At 66.1% G+C, this 15,244-nt stretch carries 15 protein-coding genes and 1 tRNA gene; all 16 read right to left on the bottom strand.

Translation table 11 applies throughout. The features are described 5' to 3' along the window. Nucleotide 1: 1 nt before the first annotated feature. The 16 genes from nuoN to secG all read right to left on the bottom strand — a co-directional run bounded on the left by nuoN (nt 2) and on the right by secG (nt 15,215). Nucleotides 2–1,483, bottom strand: coding sequence for an NADH-quinone oxidoreductase subunit NuoN (gene nuoN, locus A9O67_RS08350; protein ID WP_068609187.1), 1,482 nt, complete (start codon nt 1,481–1,483; stop codon nt 2–4). Between the two features lie 36 nt (nt 1,484–1,519). Beyond that, nucleotides 1,520–2,995, bottom strand: coding sequence for an NADH-quinone oxidoreductase subunit M (locus tag A9O67_RS08345; protein ID WP_068609186.1), 1,476 nt, complete (start codon nt 2,993–2,995; stop codon nt 1,520–1,522). A gap of 13 nt (nt 2,996–3,008) precedes the next feature. Continuing rightward, nucleotides 3,009–5,039 carry an NADH-quinone oxidoreductase subunit L gene (nuoL, locus tag A9O67_RS08340; RefSeq protein WP_231960270.1) on the bottom strand — a complete coding sequence of 677 codons (2,031 nt, stop codon included), beginning with the start codon at nt 5,037–5,039 and terminating at the stop codon, nt 3,009–3,011. A 31-nt stretch (nt 5,040–5,070) separates the two neighbouring features. Continuing rightward, nucleotides 5,071–5,391 (bottom strand): NADH-quinone oxidoreductase subunit NuoK, encoded by a 321-nt coding sequence (gene nuoK, locus A9O67_RS08335; RefSeq protein ID WP_068609181.1) that lies wholly within the window; start codon nt 5,389–5,391, stop codon nt 5,071–5,073. Then, on the bottom strand, nt 5,388–6,029 hold the full coding sequence (locus A9O67_RS08330; protein ID WP_068609179.1) for an NADH-quinone oxidoreductase subunit J: 642 nt from the start codon (nt 6,027–6,029) through the stop codon (nt 5,388–5,390). The genes nuoK and A9O67_RS08330 overlap by 4 nt, the downstream gene beginning before the upstream one ends. Nucleotides 6,030–6,053: 24 nt before the next feature. Continuing rightward, a complete protein-coding gene (gene nuoI / locus A9O67_RS08325; protein WP_068609894.1) occupies nt 6,054–6,563 on the bottom strand; it encodes an NADH-quinone oxidoreductase subunit NuoI in 510 nt (169 codons plus the stop codon). A 14-nt stretch (nt 6,564–6,577) separates the two neighbouring features. Then, nucleotides 6,578–7,660, bottom strand: coding sequence for an NADH-quinone oxidoreductase subunit NuoH (gene nuoH, locus A9O67_RS08320; protein WP_068609892.1), 1,083 nt, complete (start codon nt 7,658–7,660; stop codon nt 6,578–6,580). Beyond that, nucleotides 7,657–9,804 carry an NADH-quinone oxidoreductase subunit NuoG gene (gene nuoG, locus A9O67_RS08315; protein WP_068609178.1) on the bottom strand — a complete coding sequence of 716 codons (2,148 nt, stop codon included), beginning with the start codon at nt 9,802–9,804 and terminating at the stop codon, nt 7,657–7,659. Before nuoG ends, nuoH begins: the two co-directional genes overlap by 4 nt. A gap of 13 nt (nt 9,805–9,817) precedes the next feature. Further along, nucleotides 9,818–11,170: an NADH-quinone oxidoreductase subunit NuoF gene (gene nuoF / locus A9O67_RS08310; RefSeq protein WP_068609177.1), complete on the bottom strand. Its 1,353-nt coding sequence runs from the start codon at nt 11,168–11,170 to the stop codon at nt 9,818–9,820. Next, on the bottom strand, nt 11,167–11,697 hold the full coding sequence (gene nuoE / locus A9O67_RS08305; RefSeq protein ID WP_068609176.1) for an NADH-quinone oxidoreductase subunit NuoE: 531 nt from the start codon (nt 11,695–11,697) through the stop codon (nt 11,167–11,169). Before nuoE ends, nuoF begins: the two co-directional genes overlap by 4 nt. Then, complete coding sequence (locus tag A9O67_RS08300) at nt 11,694–12,947, bottom strand: NADH-quinone oxidoreductase subunit D (RefSeq protein WP_068609174.1); 1,254 nt, start codon at nt 12,945–12,947, stop codon at nt 11,694–11,696. The genes nuoE and A9O67_RS08300 overlap by 4 nt, the downstream gene beginning before the upstream one ends. Nucleotides 12,948–12,977: 30 nt before the next feature. After that, nucleotides 12,978–13,616 (bottom strand): NADH-quinone oxidoreductase subunit C, encoded by a 639-nt coding sequence (locus A9O67_RS08295; protein WP_068609172.1) that lies wholly within the window; start codon nt 13,614–13,616, stop codon nt 12,978–12,980. A gap of 49 nt (nt 13,617–13,665) precedes the next feature. Continuing rightward, the gene (locus tag A9O67_RS08290; RefSeq protein WP_068609170.1) at nt 13,666–14,145 is read right to left on the bottom strand and encodes a NuoB/complex I 20 kDa subunit family protein; all 480 of its coding nucleotides are present in this window, start codon (nt 14,143–14,145) and stop codon (nt 13,666–13,668) included. A 57-nt stretch (nt 14,146–14,202) separates the two neighbouring features. Continuing rightward, nucleotides 14,203–14,562 carry an NADH-quinone oxidoreductase subunit A gene (locus A9O67_RS08285; protein ID WP_068609891.1) on the bottom strand — a complete coding sequence of 120 codons (360 nt, stop codon included), beginning with the start codon at nt 14,560–14,562 and terminating at the stop codon, nt 14,203–14,205. Nucleotides 14,563–14,612: 50 nt separating this feature from the next. After that, nucleotides 14,613–14,697 (bottom strand) — tRNA-Leu (locus tag A9O67_RS08280). A 134-nt stretch (nt 14,698–14,831) separates the two neighbouring features. Then, nucleotides 14,832–15,215 carry a preprotein translocase subunit SecG gene (gene secG, locus A9O67_RS08275; protein WP_068609168.1) on the bottom strand — a complete coding sequence of 128 codons (384 nt, stop codon included), beginning with the start codon at nt 15,213–15,215 and terminating at the stop codon, nt 14,832–14,834. Between the last annotated feature and the right edge of the window lie 29 nt (nt 15,216–15,244).

The following is a 15,244-nucleotide window of genomic DNA, read 5'->3' as shown; positions in this document are numbered from 1 at the left end:
CTCAGAAGACCGCGCGCACGGCCTGGATACACAGCGTCATCAGTCCCCCGGGCAGCAAGCCCAGAATCAGGACCAACGCCCCGTTGACGGACAACACCGCGCGCACCTGCAGCGGCGCCTGGATCGGTGCGGTCTGCGCCGGCGCATCGAAATACATCACCTTGACCACGCGCAGGTAGTAGAACGCGCCGACCAGCGACGCCAGCACGGCGAACACCGCCAGTCCGACGTAGAGCCCGCCCCCGGCCGCCAGCAGCGCCTGCAGCACGGCCAGCTTGGCGTAGAAGCCAACCAGCGGCGGCACCCCCGCCAACGAGAACATGCACGCCGCCAGCACCCCGGCATACAACGGGCTGCGCTGGTTGAGGCCGGCGAAGTCGGCAATCTCCTCCGACTCGAAGCCTTCGCGCGCCAGCAGCAGCATCACGCCAAAGGTCGCCAGCGTCGTCAGCACGTAGGTCACGACATAGAACATAGCGGCGCCGAACGCCCCGCCCATGCCGGTGCGGTCCCCGCCGACCACGCCGCCCACCAGTGCCAGCAGCATGAAACCCATCTGCGCGATGGTGGAAAACGCCAACATCCGCTTGAAATTGCGCTGCGCCACCGCCGCCAGGTTACCCACCAGCAGCGACGCCACGGCCAGGAAGGCCAGCATCTGCTGCCAATCGACCGCCACCGCGGGCAGGCCCTCGGCCAGCAGCCGCACCAGGATGGCAAACGCGGCCAGCTTCGGCGCGCCGCCGATCAACAGCGTGATCGACGTGGGCGCACCGTGGTAGATGTCCGGCACCCACATGTGGAAAGGCACCACGCCCAGCTTGAACGCCAGCCCCGCCACCACGAACACCACGCCCAGCATGAGCACCTGCGGCTGGGCCACCCCCGCCTCGACGGCACGCGCCACATCGGCAATGCCCAGGCTGCCCGTGGCGCCATACACCAGCGACAGCCCGTAGAGCAAAAAGCCGCTGGCCAGCGCGCCGAGCACGAAGTACTTCATCGCCGCTTCGGTGGCCCGCACATCGTCGCGCCGCAATGCCACCAACGCATAACTGGACAGCGTCAACAGCTCCAGGCCCAGATAGATCACCAGGAAGTGGTGGCCGCTGATCATGATGAACATGCCCAGCAGCGCAAACATCGACAGCGTGAACAGCTCGCCACCGCGCAGCATGTCGCGCGCCGCCGCGTAGGGCCGCGCATAAACCAGCGTCACCATCAGCGCCACGGTGGCAAAGCACTTCAGCCACGCGGCCATGGGGTCGCTGACGATCATCCCGCCAAAGCCCGTGAGGGTCTGCCCGCTCAGGGCCAGATAGCCCTCCAGCACTGCGACCACGGCCAGCGTGAGCTGCGTGAGACGGAACGTCGCATCGCGCAGCGGGGTATCGATGAACAGATCGAAAAGGGCGATCACACACGCCATCCCGAGCAACAGCAGCTCGGGGGTGGCCGTAGCCCAGCTGACAGCATCAATCATGTGACGAACGCTTTCTCGAATGGTTGGCCAGCACGGTCAGCCCAACTTGGACACGGCCACGTGCTGGAGAAGCTGCTGCACCGCCGGATCCATCGCGTCGGTGAAGGGCTTGGGGTGGATACCGAAGTACAGCACCATGATCGCCAGCAGGGCCAGCATCAGAAACTCGCGCGCGTTGATGTCCTTGAGGGCCTTGACGTGCTCATGCACGGGCGCGCCCATGTAGACCCGCTTGAACATCCACAAGGAGTACGCGGCCCCGAAAATGAGCGACGTCGCCGCCAACAGCCCGACCCAGAAATTGGCCTGGACCGCCGCCAAGATGACCATCCACTCGCCAACGAAGCCGGCCGTGCCCGGCAGGCCGGCGTTGGCCATCACGAACAGCAGGGCGAAGGCGCCAAACGCGGGCATGGTGTTGAGCACGCCACCATAGTCCTTGATCTCGCGCGAATGCACCCGGTCGTACAGCACGCCGATGCACAGGAACATCGCCGCCGACACGAAGCCGTGCGCGATCATCTGCACGATGGCGCCGGACAGCCCCAGATCGTTGAAGACGAAAAAGCCCAGCGTCACGAAGCCCATGTGCGCCACCGACGAGTAGGCCACGAGCTTCTTCATATCCTGCTGCACCATCGCCACCAGGCCGACGTAGATGACCGCGACCAGGGACAGCGCGATCATCAGACCCGCCCACTGGTGGGCAGCATCCGGCGTGATCGGCAGCGAAAAGCGCAGGAAGCCGTAGGCGCCGAGCTTGAGCATGATCGCCGCCAGCACGGCCGAGCCGCCGGTGGGCGCCTCGACGTGCACGTCCGGCAGCCAGGTGTGCACCGGCCACATCGGCACCTTGACCGCAAACGCCGCCAGGAAGGCAAAGAACAGCGCCGTCTGCACACCACCAGCCAGCGGCAGCTTGTGCCAAGTCGCCAGATCGAAACTGCCGCCCGAGGCGTTGTACAGATACACCAACGCCACCAGCATCAGCAGCGAACCCAGCAGCGTGTAGAGGAAGAACTTGAACGCCGCGTAGATCTTGTTGGGGCCGCCCCAGATGCCGATGATGATGTACATCGGGATCAGCGTCGCCTCGAAGAAGATGTAGAACAGCATCGCATCCAGCGACGCGAACACCCCGATCATCAGGCCGGACAGGATCAGGAACGCCCCCATGTACTGGTTCACGCGCTCGGTGATCACCTCCCAGCCCGCGATCACGACGACAACCGTGATGAAAGCCGTCAACAGGATCAGCCAGAGCGAAATCCCGTCCACCCCCAGGTGGTAGTGGACATTGAAGCGCTCGATCCACGGCGCCTTCTCGACGAACTGCATCGCGGCGGAGCCGACCTCGAAGCCCGTGTAGAGCGGCACGGTCACGGCCAGCCCCAACAGCGCGCCGACGAGCGCCAGCCAGCGCACCGCGTTGGCGTACTCATCGCGACCGATCGCGAGCAGCACGACGCCAAAAAAGATCGGCGTCCAAATCGCAAGGCTCAACAAACCCATGCTGTCGTTCTCCTTATTTGGCGAGCCAGACGAAATAGGTCATGAAGGCCAGGACGCCAAGAATCATCACGAAGGCGTAGTGGTACAGGTAGCCGGTCTGCACACGGCGCACCAGTCCCGCGACCGCCCCGACGACCTTCCAGCTCAGATTGACGATCCCGGCCTCGATCACGCCGCGATCGCCCCCCTTCCACAAGCCGACCCCGATGCCGCGCGCCGCGCGCGCGATCACGTTCTCGTTGATCCAGTCCATGTAGTACTTGTTTTCCAGCACCACCACCAGCGGCCGCAGCGCCTGCGCGATGCGGCCGGGCAGCTCGGGCCGCACCATATACAGGTACCAGGCCGACACCGCCCCGGCCAGCGCCAGGTAGAACGGCGGCGTGCTGAAGGCGTGCAGCGCCATCGCCAGCGGGCCGTGGAAGATTTCTGCGAACTTGGCCATCGCCGGGTGCTTGTCGGCGTGCACCTCGATCGAGGCGGCGAGGAACTCGCCGAACAGCATCGGCTGAATGGTCAGGAAGCCGATCACCACCGACGGCACCGCCAGCAGCAGCAGCGGCGCGGTCACCACCCACGGCGACTCGTGCGGCTTGCCGTCGCCGTGGTCGTCATGGTCACCATGGTGGCCATGGTGCGCGTCCGGGTTCTGGTCGTAGCGCTCGGCGCCGTGGAAGACCAGGAAGTACACGCGGAACGAGTAGAACGCCGTCACGAACACCCCGGCCAGCACGGCGAAATACGCGAAACCCGAGGCCGGCAGGTTGCTGAAATGCACCGCCTCGATGATCGCGTCCTTGGAGTAGAAGCCGGAGAACAGCGGCGTGCCGATGAGCGCCAGCGTGCCGAGCAGGAAGGTGATCCAGGTGATCGGCATGTACTTGCGCACGCCGCCCATCCAGCGAATGTCCTGGTTGTGGTGCATGCCGATGATGACCGAGCCGGCCGCCAGGAACAGCAGCGCCTTGAAGAACGCGTGCGTCATCAGGTGGAACACCGCCACCGAGTAGGCCGACGCGCCCAGCGCCACCGTCATGTAGCCCAGCTGCGACAGCGTCGAGTACGCCACCACGCGCTTGATGTCGTTCTGGATGATGCCGAGGAACCCCATGAACAGCGCGGTGATGGCGCCGATGACGAGGATGAAGTTCAGCGCCGCATCCGACAGCTCGTAGATCGGCGACATGCGCGCGACCATGAAGATGCCGGCCGTCACCATCGTCGCGGCGTGGATCAGCGCCGAGATCGGCGTGGGGCCTTCCATCGAATCCGGCAGCCAGACGTGCAGCGGGAACTGGGCGCTCTTGCCCATCGCGCCGATGAACAGGCAGATGCCGATCACCGTCACCAGCATCGCCTCCTGCCCGAAGACGTACCACGGGAACTCGATCGTCGCGAGCTTGGGCGCCTGGTCGAAGATCTCGTTGTAGTTCAGCGTGCCGGTGTAGGCCGCCAGCAGCCCGATGCCGAGGATGAAGCCGAAGTCGCCGACCCGGTTGACGAGGAAGGCCTTCATGTTGGCGAAGATGGCCGTCGGCTTGTTGAACCAGAAGCCGATCAGCAGGTACGACACCAGGCCCACCGCCTCCCAGCCGAAGAACAGCTGCAGCAGGTTGTTGCTCATGACCAGCATGAGCATCGAGAAGGTGAACAGCGAGATGTAGGCGAAGAAGCGGTTGTAGCCCGGGTCGTCCTCCATGTAGCCGATGGTGTAGATGTGCACCATCAGCGACACGAAGGTCACCACGCACATCATCATCGCGGTCAGGCCGTCGACCAGGAAGCCGACCTCCATCTTCAGGCCGCCGATGACCATCCACTCGTAGATCGTCTGCTCGAAGTAGGCGCCGTCCAGCGCCACGCGCTTGAGCGTGATCGCCGAGAGGATGAACGAAACCAGCACACCCAGAATGGTCAAGCTGTGCGACCAGCGCCGGCCGATCCAGTTGCCGCCAAACTTCGTGCCCAGAATGCCGGCGGCGGCCGCCCCGATCAACGGGGCCAGCGGCACGGCCAGCAGCATGCTTGCAGAGAGTGTCGTCATGGTGAGGGTCGCGTGGTATCCGGGATGCGCCTCAACCCTTGAGGGTGTTGAGCGTCTCGACGTCGATCGACGACTTGTTGCGGAACAGCAGCACCAGGATCGCCAGGCCAATGGCCGACTCCGCCGCTGCCACGGTCAGGATGAAGAACACGAACACCTGCCCGTGCAGATCGCCCAGGTAGTGCGCAAACGCGACGAAGTTGGTGTTGACGGCCAGCAGCATCAGCTCGATGGCCATCAGCAGCACGATCAGGTTCTTGCGGTTGAGGAAGATGCCCACCACCGACAGCGCGAACAGAATCGCGCCCACCGACAGAAAGTGCCCGACCCCGAGGGATCCGAGTGCGTTCATGCTTGCTCCTCCTTGGCGGCCTCGGGCGCGGCCGTGCGCGTCGCGGGCACGTTGAGCACCTGCAGGCGGTCGGCGGCCTTCACGCGCACCTGCACCCCCGGATCGACGGTCTTGGTGTCTTTGCGCCTGCGCAGGGTCAAGGCGATGGCGGCGATCATCGCCACCAGCAGGATGACGGCCGCCGCCTGGATCGGATACAGATACTCGCTGTAGAGCAGGCGCCCCAGCTCGTAGGTGTTGCGGTGGTCCGCCGCATGCATGGCCCCGGTGACCGACGGGCTGGCCGTGGCGGTGGGGAAGCCGGCCCACAGCACCGCGATCAGCTCGACGCTGACCAGCGCCCCCAGCACCAGTGCCAGCGGCAGGTGTTTCCAGAAGCCGGCGCGCAAGGCATCGACATTGATGTCGAGCATCATCACGACGAAGAGGAACAGCACCATCACCGCGCCGAGGTACACGAGCACCAGCGCGATGCCCAGGAACTCGGCCTTGAGCAGCAGCCACAGCGCCGCCGCCTGCGAGAAGGCCAGCATCAGATACAGCACCGCATGCACCGGGTTGCGCGCCGTGATGACGCGAAACCCGGCAAACAGCAGCACCGCCGAGAAGAAGTAGAAGAAACCGGAGACGAAGTCCATGATGTGCTCGTGCGGTGGCGGTGATCAGCGGTACTTCGCGTCGGCCGCCTTGGCCGCCGCGATCTCCTTCTCGTAGCGATCACCGACGGCCAGCAGCATGTCCTTCGTGAAGTACAGGTCGCCGCGCTTCTCGCCGTGGTATTCGAAGATGTGCGTCTCGACGATCGCATCGACCGGGCAAGCCTCTTCGCAAAAGCCGCAGAAGATGCACTTGGTCAGGTCGATGTCGTAGCGCGTCGTGCGGCGGGTGCCGTCCTCGCGCTGGGCCGATTCGATGGTGATGGCCATCGCGGGGCAGACCGCTTCGCACAGTTTGCATGCGATGCAGCGCTCTTCGCCGTTCTCATAACGGCGCTGCGCGTGCAGCCCGCGAAAGCGCGGCGACAGCGGGGTTTTTTCCTCGGGGAACTGCACCGTGACCTTGCGGCGCAGCGCGTAGCGGCCGGTCAGGGCCATGCCCTTGAACAGCTCGACGAGCAAAAAGCTCTTGAAGAAATCTTTGAGCGAGAACGGAGCGACGGCGGTGGCGGACATGGGGCGGCCCTCCTTCACTTCCAGGGATTCCACGACGTCTGCATCACGGCGCCCACCAGCAGCAGCCAGATCAGCGTCACCGGGATGAAGATCTTCCAGCCCAGACGCATGATCTGGTCGTAGCGGAAGCGCGGGAACGTGGCCCGGATCCAGATGAACATGGACACGACGACGGTGGTCTTCAGGCCCAGCCAGACCCAGCCCGGAATGGCGTTGAACACGGCGCTGTCGATGGGCGGCAGCCACCCCCCCAGGAACATCAGCACCGCCAGGATCGACACCAGCCACATGCTGGCGTACTCGGCCAGGAAGAAGATCGCGAAGCCCATGCCGGAGTACTCGACCATGTGACCGGCCACGATCTCGGCCTCGCCCTCGACGACGTCGAACGGGTGGCGGTTGGTCTCGGCCACCGCCGAGATCAGGTAGACCATGAAAATGGGCAGCAGCGGCAGCCAGTTCCACGACAGGAAGTTCAGCCCCATGTCGGCGGCCACGCCGCGCGACTGCGAAGCGACGATCTCCGACAGATTCAGGCTGCCGGCGGTCATCACGACGACGAGGAAGCAAAAGCCGATCGCGATCTCGTAGCTGACCATCTGCGCCGAGGCGCGCAGCGCGCCCAGGAAGGCGTACTTGGAGTTGGACGCCCAGCCGGCGATGATGACGCCATAGACCTCGATGGACGTGATGGCCAGAATCACCAGCAGGCCGGCGTTGACGTTGGCCAGCACGACGTCCGGCCCGAATGGAATGGCCACCCACGCGGCCAGCGCCGGCATGATGGCCATGATCGGCCCCAGGCGGAACAACCCACCGTTGGCCGCCGTGGGGCGGATCAATTCCTTGGTCAGCAGCTTGAGGGCGTCGGCGATGGGCTGCAGCAAGCCGAACGGCCCGACGCGGTTGGGCCCAAGGCGCACCTGCATGAAACCGAGCAGCCGCCGCTCCCACCACGTCAGGTAGGCCACCAGCAGCATCAGCGGGGCCAGCAGCACGACGATCTTGAGCAGGATCCAGATCACCGGCCAGCCGGCTTGCGTCCACCACGCCGCCGTGCTGAGGTGGAGCCCTCCTTGGTAGATCGCGTCGATCATGCGCACACTCCTTCAGCGGCGGCCCGGGCCGCACGGCCGTCCGCCGTCGCCTGCAGCGCGGGCGCGCGCCGCACCAGCGCATCCAACTGGTAGATGGCGGCCACACAGGGCTCGCCCGCGGCCGGCGTCAGGTCGATGCCCGAAACCGTGACGCGGTTGTTCAGCCGTTCGGCCGGCACGAACTCGCCGTGGGCCACGCCGGGCAGCGCCTGCGCCAGCACCTCCTGCGAGGACGTCTGCTCGAAGCCGGGCAGCCCCAGCAGATTGCCCAGCACGCGCAGCACCTTCCAACCGGGGCGGGTCTCGCCCAGCGGCTTGACCACGGCCTGGAAGCTTTGCAGCCGCCCCTCGGCATTGACGAACGAGCCGGAGGTCTCGGTGAACGGCGCCACCGGCAACAGCACATCGCTGATGTCGAGGTTGGTTTTGAACGGACTGAGCGTCACGACCAGCTCGGCGTCGGCCAGCGCGGCACCGTCGCCCGCGGTGTCGGCGCCCGGCTCCACGCCCAGCAGCACGGCGGCCTTGAGCGCGCCGCCCAGCATGCGCTGCGCATCCAGCCCGCCCTCGCCCGGCAACACGCCGACGAGCTGGGCCCCCACGGTGTTGGCCGCCTCGGTCAGGTAGCCCCAGCGGGCACCGGTCTGCTCCGCCACCCACTGCGCCAGGGCCAGCAGCGAGGCCGCGCGGGCATGGTGTGCCGCGGCATTGCCCAACAGCACGGCCTTGCGCTCGCCGCCAAGCAGCGACTGCGCGACGGCCCGGGCGGCGTCGTCGACGGCGACGCCTTCCGCCCCCGCGGGGACGGCGACGCCCTTGGCTTCGGCCACCGCAGCGGCGACGCCGGCCAAGGCGGCGACCCAGTCGGCAGCCGGTGCGGTCAGCACGCGGTGCACGGGCATCGCCCAATCGACGGTCCCCGCCACCAGCGCCGACACCTGCGCCCCTTTGCGGGCCGCCTGCCGAATGCGCTGCGCGAACAGCGGATGGTCCTTGCGCAGGTTGGAGCCGACGACGAACACCCGCTCCAGCGTGGACAGATCGGCAATCGGCAGACCCAGCCAGCGGGCCTGCCCCGCCGGCGCCGCGTGGTCGAACGCGGCCGCGCGCAGCCGGTGGTCCAGGTTGGGGCTGCCCAACCCGGCCATCAGGGCACGCGCCAGGGCCAGTTCCTCGACGGTGGCGTGGGGGCTGGCCAGCAGGCCGATCGCGCCCGCGCCGTGCTGCTCACGCACGCCCTTCAGGCCGTTGGCGACGTATTCCAGCGCGGTTGACCAGTCCACCGTGCGCCATTCGCCGCCCTGTTTGATCATGGGCTGCGTCAGGCGGTCCGGCCCGTTGAGCGCCTCGTAGCTGAAGCGGTCGCGGTCGGCGATCCAGCACTCGTTGACGGCTTCGTTTTCCAGCGGCACGACGCGCAGCACGCGGTCGCCCTTGACCTGCACGATGAGGTTGGCACCGGTGGAGTCGTGCGGGCTGATGCTCTTGCGCCGCGACAGCTCCCAGGTACGCGCGGCATAGCGGAACGGCTTGCTGGTCAGCGCACCCACCGGGCACAGGTCGATCATGTTGCCGGACAGCTCGGAGTCCACCGTCTGGCCAACGAAGGTCTCGATCTCGGAATGCTCGCCGCGGTGGCTCATGCCGAGTTCCATGACGCCGGCGATCTCCTGCCCGAAGCGCACGCAGCGGGTGCAGTGGATGCAGCGGCTCATCTCCTCCATCGAGATCAGCGGCCCGACGTTCTTGTGGAAGACGATGCGCTTTTCTTCCTCGTAACGCGAGCGCGTGCCGCCGTAGCCCACCGCCAGGTCCTGCAACTGGCACTCGCCGCCCTGGTCGCAGATCGGGCAGTCCAGCGGGTGGTTGATGAGCAAAAACTCCATCACCGCCTTCTGCGCCTTGATGGCCTTGTCGCTCTTGGTGCGCACGACCATGCCCATGGTCACCGGCGTGGCGCAAGCGGGCATGGGCTTGGGCGCCTTCTCCACATCGACCAGGCACATGCGGCAATTGGCCGCGATGGACAGCTTCTTGTGGTAGCAGAAGTGCGGCACGTAGACGCCCGCCTTTTCGGCCGCATGCATGACCATGCTGCCGGGCGGGACCTCCACCTTCTTGCCGTCGAGTTCGATTTCAACCATGGAGGCGCTCACTTCAGACGTAGGCCGGGACCATGCAGGTCTTGTGTTCGACGTGGTGGACGAACTCGTGGCGGAAGTGTTTGATCATCCCGCGCACCGGCATCGCCGCCGCGTCGCCCAGCGCACAGATCGTGCGGCCCATGATGTTCTCGGCCACGTTGTCGAGCAGGTCGAGATCGCTGGGGCGACCCTGACCGTTCTCGATGCGATCGACCACCCGCCACAGCCAGCCCGTGCCCTCGCGGCAGGGCGTGCACTGGCCGCAGGACTCGTGCATGTAGAAGTAGCTCAGCCGCTGCAGCGACTTGACCATGCAGCGCGTGTCGTCCATCACGATGACCGCGCCCGACCCCAGCATGGAGCCCGCTTTGGCGATGGAGTCGTAGTCCATCGTGCAGTCCATCATGATCGAAGCGGGCAGCACCGGCGCCGAGGACCCGCCCGGAATCACCGCCTTGAGCTGACGCCCCGCGCGCACGCCGCCCGCCAGCTCCAGCAGCTTGGCAAACGGTGTGCCCAGGGGGATTTCGTAGTTGCCGGGCCGCTCGACGTCCCCGCTGACCGAGAAGATCTTGGTGCCGCCGTTGTTGGGCTTGCCAACCTCCAGGTAGGCCTGACCGCCGTTGCGGATGATCCAGGGCACCGCGGCGAACGTCTCGGTGTTGTTGATGGTGGTCGGCTTGCCGTACAGGCCAAAGCTGGCCGGAAACGGCGGCTTGAAGCGCGGCTGGCCTTTCTTGCCCTCCAGCGACTCGAGCAGCGCGGTCTCCTCGCCGCAGATGTAGGCGCCGAATCCGTGGTGGGCGTGGAGCTGGAAGCTGAAGCCGCTGCCCAGGATGTTGTGGCCCAGGTAGCCGGCGGCACGGGCCTCTTCCAGCGCGGCCTCGAAGCGCTCGTAGACCTGGAAGATCTCGCCGTGGATGTAGTTGTAGCCGACCGAGATGCCCATGGCATACGCCGCAATCGCCATGCCCTCGATGACGATGTGCGGGTTGTGCATCAGGATGTCGCGGTCCTTGCAGGTGCCGGGTTCACCCTCGTCCGAATTGCACACGAGGTACTTTTGGCCCGGAAACTGGCGCGGCATGAAGCTCCACTTCAGGCCGGTGGGGAAGCCCGCGCCACCGCGCCCGCGCAGGGCGCTGGCCTTGACCTCGGCGATCACCTGATCGGGCGTCAAACCGTCGCCGCCGTCCTTGCCCAGGATGCGGCGCAGCGCCTGGTAGCCGCCGCGCGCCTCGTAATCCTTCAGGCGCCAGTTGGTGCCGTCCAGGCCCGCGTAGATCTGCGGCTGGATGTGGCGGCCGTGGAAACAGGTCTGCACCCCGGTCGCCGAAAACTGCTGCAGGAGTTGGTGGACGTTCATGCCTGGCCCTCCGCAGCCGTGGCGCGCAAACCATCGACCAGCTGGTCGAGCCGCTCGGTCGTCATGAAGCTGCACATGTGGCGGTCATTGACCAGCATCACCGGCGCATCGGCACAGGCCCCCAGGCACTCACAGGGCTGCAGGGTGAAGGTGCCGTCGGCGGTGGTCTCGCCCGGGCGGATGCCCAGCTTGTCGGCCAGATACTGCAGTGCCTTGGCGCCGTCGCGCAACTGGCACGGCAGATTGGTGCAGACGTTGAGCTTGAAGCGCCCGACCGGCTGCTGGTTGTACATGTTGTAGAAGGTCGTGACCTCGTGCACGGCGATCGGCGCCATGCCCAGGTAGTCGGCCACGGCCCGCTCGGCGGCCGGGCTGACCCAGCCCTGCTCCTGCTGCACGATGGCCAGACACGCCATCACCGCCGACTGGCGCTGATCGGCCGGGTATTTGGCGACTTCGCGCGCGAACCGGGCCAGCGTCGCCTCGGACAGCACCATCGGCTCGACGGTGCGGGATTCGGTGCTCATCGGTCGATCTCTCCAAACACGATGTCCATGGTGCCGATGATGGCGACGGCGTCGGCCAGCATGTGACCGCGCGCCATCTCGTCAAGGCAGGACAGATGGGCAAAGCCCGGCGCGCGGATCTTCAGGCGGTAAGGCTTGTTGGCGCCGTCGCTGACCAGGTAGATGCCGAACTCGCCCTTGGGGTGCTCGACCGCCGCGTAGGCTTCACCTTCGGGGACGTGGAAGCCTTCGGTGAAGAGCTTGAAGTGGTGGATCAGCTCTTCCATGTGGGTCTTCATCGCCTCGCGCTTGGGCGGCGCGACCTTGGTGTTGTCGGTGATGACCGGGCCCGGGTTGGCGCGCAGCCAGTCCACACACTGTTTGATGATGCGGTTGGACTGGCGCATCTCCTCCATGCGCACGAGGTAGCGGTCGTAGGTGTCGCCCGTCTTGCCCACGGGGATGTCGAAGTCCAGCCGGTCGTACACCTCGTAGGGCTGCTTTTTGCGCAGATCCCAGGCGATGCCGGAGCCGCGCAACATGGGGCCGGTCATGCCCATGGCCAGCGCCTTCTCGGGCGGGACCACGCCGATGCCAACGGTGCGCTGCTTCCAGATGCGGTTGTCGGTCAGCAGCGTGTGGTACTCCTCCAAATATTTGGGGAAGCGCTGCGTGAAGTCGTCGATGAAGTCCAGCAGCGAGCCCTGGCGGTTCTGGTTGAGCTCCTCCAGCGCCCGCGCGTTGCGGATCTTGCTGACCTTGTACTGCGGCATCGTGTCCGGCAGGTCCCGGTAGACCCCGCCCGGGCGGAAATAGGCCGCGTGCATGCGCGCGCCGGACACCGCCTCGTACATGTCGAACAGGTCCTCGCGCTCACGGAAGCAGTACAGCAGGATGGTGGAGCTGCCGCAGTCGTTGCCATGCGAACCCAGCCACATCAGGTGGTTGAGCAACCGGGTGATCTCCGAGAACATCACGCGGATGTACTGCGCGCGGATCGGCACCTCGATGCCCAGCAGCTTTTCGATCGCGAGGCAGTAGGCGTGCTCGTTGCACATCATCGAGACGTAGTCCAACCGATCCATGTACGGCAGCGACTGGATGAACGTCTTGTGCTCGGCGAGCTTTTCGGTGGCGCGGTGCAGCAGACCGATGTGCGGGTCGGCGCGCTGCACGACCTCGCCGTCGAGCTCCAGCACCAGACGCAGCACGCCGTGCGCGGCCGGGTGCTGCGGACCGAAGTTCAGGGTGTAGTTCTTGATGTCAGCCATGACGGATCTACCCTCGGGGCGCGCGGCCCGTCAGTGCAGCCCCCCGTACGCGTCTTCGCGGATGATGCGCGGGGTGATCTCGCGCGGCTCGATCGTGACCGGCTCGTAGATGACGCGCCGCCGCTCGGGGTCGTAGCGCATCTCGACGTGGCCGGACAGGGGGAAGTCCTTGCGGAACGGGTGGCCGATGAAGCCGTAGTCGGTGAGGATGCGGCGCAGATCCGCGTGCCCCTCGAACACGATGCCGAACAGGTCAAAGGCCTCGCGCTCGTACCAGTTGGCCGAGGGCCAGACCGACGTGACGGAGTCGATGACCGGAAAGTCGTCGTCGGGGCAGAAGGTGCGCACCCGCACGCGCTGGTTCAGACTGACCGACAGCAGGTGGGACACGACGGCAAAGCGCGGCCCTTCCCACGCGCCGTCGCGGTAGGTCGAATAATCCACGCCGCACAGGTCGAGCAGTTGTTCGAAGCGGCAACCCGGGGCATCGCGCAGGGTCTGCATGGCCTCGAGGTACTGCGACGCCGGCACCACCACGGTCACCTCGCCGCGGGACAGGGTCACGCTCTGGGCCCGCTCGCCCAGGGCGGCGGCCACGGCATCGCGCACCGCCTCGTCCGCCGGGCGGACGGTTTGGGAAGCGAGCGCCGCCCAGCCGGCGGCTTGCATCGTCGAGGTCATCGATACTCCTCCTCAGGCACCGCGCGGGGCCTGCCCGTCAGACACGGGCAATGGTGTTGGTGCGGCGGATCTTGTGCTGCAACTGGATGATCCCGTACAGCAGCGCCTCGGCCGTCGGGGGGCAGCCGGGCACATACACATCGACGGGCACGATGCGGTCGCAGCCGCGCACCACCGAGTAGCTGTAGTGGTAGTAGCCGCCGCCATTGGCGCACGACCCCATGGACAGCACCCAGCGCGGCTCGGCCATCTGGTCGTACACCTTGCGCAGCGCAGGCGCCATCTTGTTGCACAGCGTGCCGGCGACGATCATCAGGTCGGACTGCCGGGGGCTGGCGCGAAACACCTCGGCGCCGAAGCGGGCGATGTCGTAGCGCGCCGTCGCGGCGTGCATCATCTCCACCGCGCAGCACGCCAGCCCGAACGTCATCGGCCACAGCGATCCGGTCTTGGCCCAATTCACCACGGCGTCGTAGCTGGTGGTGAAAAAGCCTTCTTTGAACACGCCTTCGATCATCTGTCGCTCCCAGGTATTGCCTGCCGTTTCGCCCGCCGTGCTGCCTTTCGCGCCGACTCACTCCCAGTCGAGCGCGCCCCTCTTCCACTCGTAGACGAAACCCACCACGAGGATCATCAGGAACATCACGCCCGCCCAAAAGCCCGTCACGCCGATGTCGGCAAACGCCACCGCCCAGGGAATCAAAAAGGCGATTTCCAGATCGAACAGGATGAACAGGATGGCCACGAGGTAATAGCGCACATCGAACTTCATGCGCGCGTCCTCGAAGGCCTCGAAGCCGCATTCGTAGGGAGAGTTTTTCTCGGGATCCGGACGATTGGGGCCGAGCAGGTAGCCAAATACCTGCGGGAGTACCCCGACACCCAAGCCCACCAGAATGAACAGAAATACGGGAAGGTACTGCTCAAGGCTCACGGGCGTCTCCGGAAAAAAGCGCCCTGCGGGCGCTTCATCGGTATCTGGATTGGTGCCGACGGCGAGACTCGAACTCGCACAGCTTTCGCCACTACCCCCTCAAGATAGCGTGTCTACCAATTCCACCACGTCGGCAATGGGGCATCGTCGAGCGCTGGATTTGGCTGCACCACTCCAGCTGCGAACCGTGCATCGACGATGTCAGGGATTGTACCCGGAAAAGTTCCCCTTTCCGGGGCACGCGGGCGCGGCGGCCCGCGACTGCGGCCTCACTGACCGGGAATCTGCGCAGCGCCCCCTGCCGGCGGCTGCGCCGGGGCGGCACCCGAAGCGCCGGGGGCGGCCGGCGCGGCCGGTGCCAGCGGGACGGCCGGCACGCTTTCGAGCACGCTGCCGGCGCCGGCAGCCTTGGGGCGCTGATAGCCCATGAAGGCCAGCGCCAGCGTCGAGGCAAGGAAGACCGTCGCCAGCACGGCCGTGCTGCGCGACAGGAAATTGGCGCCACCCGACGCACCGAACAGGCTGGCCGACGCCCCGCCCCCGAACGCCGCGCCAGCATCGGCGCCTTTGCCGTGCTGCACCAGCACCAGACCGATCATGGCCAGCGCGGACAGCACCTGCACCACCATCAACAACGTGAACAGCACGTTCATGAACACTCCTGAAAGTTGACAAGCAATCT

Source organism: Tepidimonas fonticaldi, assembly GCF_001675355.1.
GTDB lineage: Bacteria > Pseudomonadota > Gammaproteobacteria > Burkholderiales > Burkholderiaceae_C > Tepidimonas > Tepidimonas fonticaldi.
Note: the sequence above shows the minus strand (reverse complement) of the source record. Positions and strands in the feature narration are given on the sequence as shown.

Excerpts from the sequence above, each read along its gene's own strand:
- nuoL (WP_231960270.1), bottom strand. The coding sequence starts at position 5,039 with ATGACGACACTCTCTGCAAGCATGCTGCTGGCCGTGCCGCTGGCCCCG.
- A9O67_RS08330 (WP_068609179.1), bottom strand. The coding sequence starts at position 6,029 with ATGGACTTCGTCTCCGGTTTCTTCTACTTCTTCTCGGCGGTGCTGCTG.
- A9O67_RS08300 (WP_068609174.1), bottom strand. The coding sequence starts at position 12,947 with ATGGCTGACATCAAGAACTACACCCTGAACTTCGGTCCGCAGCACCCG.
- A9O67_RS08290 (WP_068609170.1), bottom strand. The coding sequence starts at position 14,145 with ATGATCGAAGGCGTGTTCAAAGAAGGCTTTTTCACCACCAGCTACGAC.
- A9O67_RS08345 (WP_068609186.1), bottom strand. The coding sequence starts at position 2,995 with ATGGGTTTGTTGAGCCTTGCGATTTGGACGCCGATCTTTTTTGGCGTC.
- nuoG (WP_068609178.1), bottom strand. The coding sequence starts at position 9,804 with ATGGTTGAAATCGAACTCGACGGCAAGAAGGTGGAGGTCCCGCCCGGC.
- secG (WP_068609168.1), bottom strand. The coding sequence starts at position 15,215 with ATGAACGTGCTGTTCACGTTGTTGATGGTGGTGCAGGTGCTGTCCGCG.
- nuoN (WP_068609187.1), bottom strand. The coding sequence starts at position 1,483 with ATGATTGATGCTGTCAGCTGGGCTACGGCCACCCCCGAGCTGCTGTTG.
- nuoK (WP_068609181.1), bottom strand. The coding sequence starts at position 5,391 with ATGAACGCACTCGGATCCCTCGGGGTCGGGCACTTTCTGTCGGTGGGC.
- nuoH (WP_068609892.1), bottom strand. The coding sequence starts at position 7,660 with ATGATCGACGCGATCTACCAAGGAGGGCTCCACCTCAGCACGGCGGCG.
- A9O67_RS08295 (WP_068609172.1), bottom strand. The coding sequence starts at position 13,616 with ATGCAAGCCGCCGGCTGGGCGGCGCTCGCTTCCCAAACCGTCCGCCCG.
- nuoI (WP_068609894.1), bottom strand. The coding sequence starts at position 6,563 with ATGTCCGCCACCGCCGTCGCTCCGTTCTCGCTCAAAGATTTCTTCAAG.
- nuoF (WP_068609177.1), bottom strand. The coding sequence starts at position 11,170 with ATGAACGTCCACCAACTCCTGCAGCAGTTTTCGGCGACCGGGGTGCAG.
- nuoE (WP_068609176.1), bottom strand. The coding sequence starts at position 11,697 with ATGAGCACCGAATCCCGCACCGTCGAGCCGATGGTGCTGTCCGAGGCG.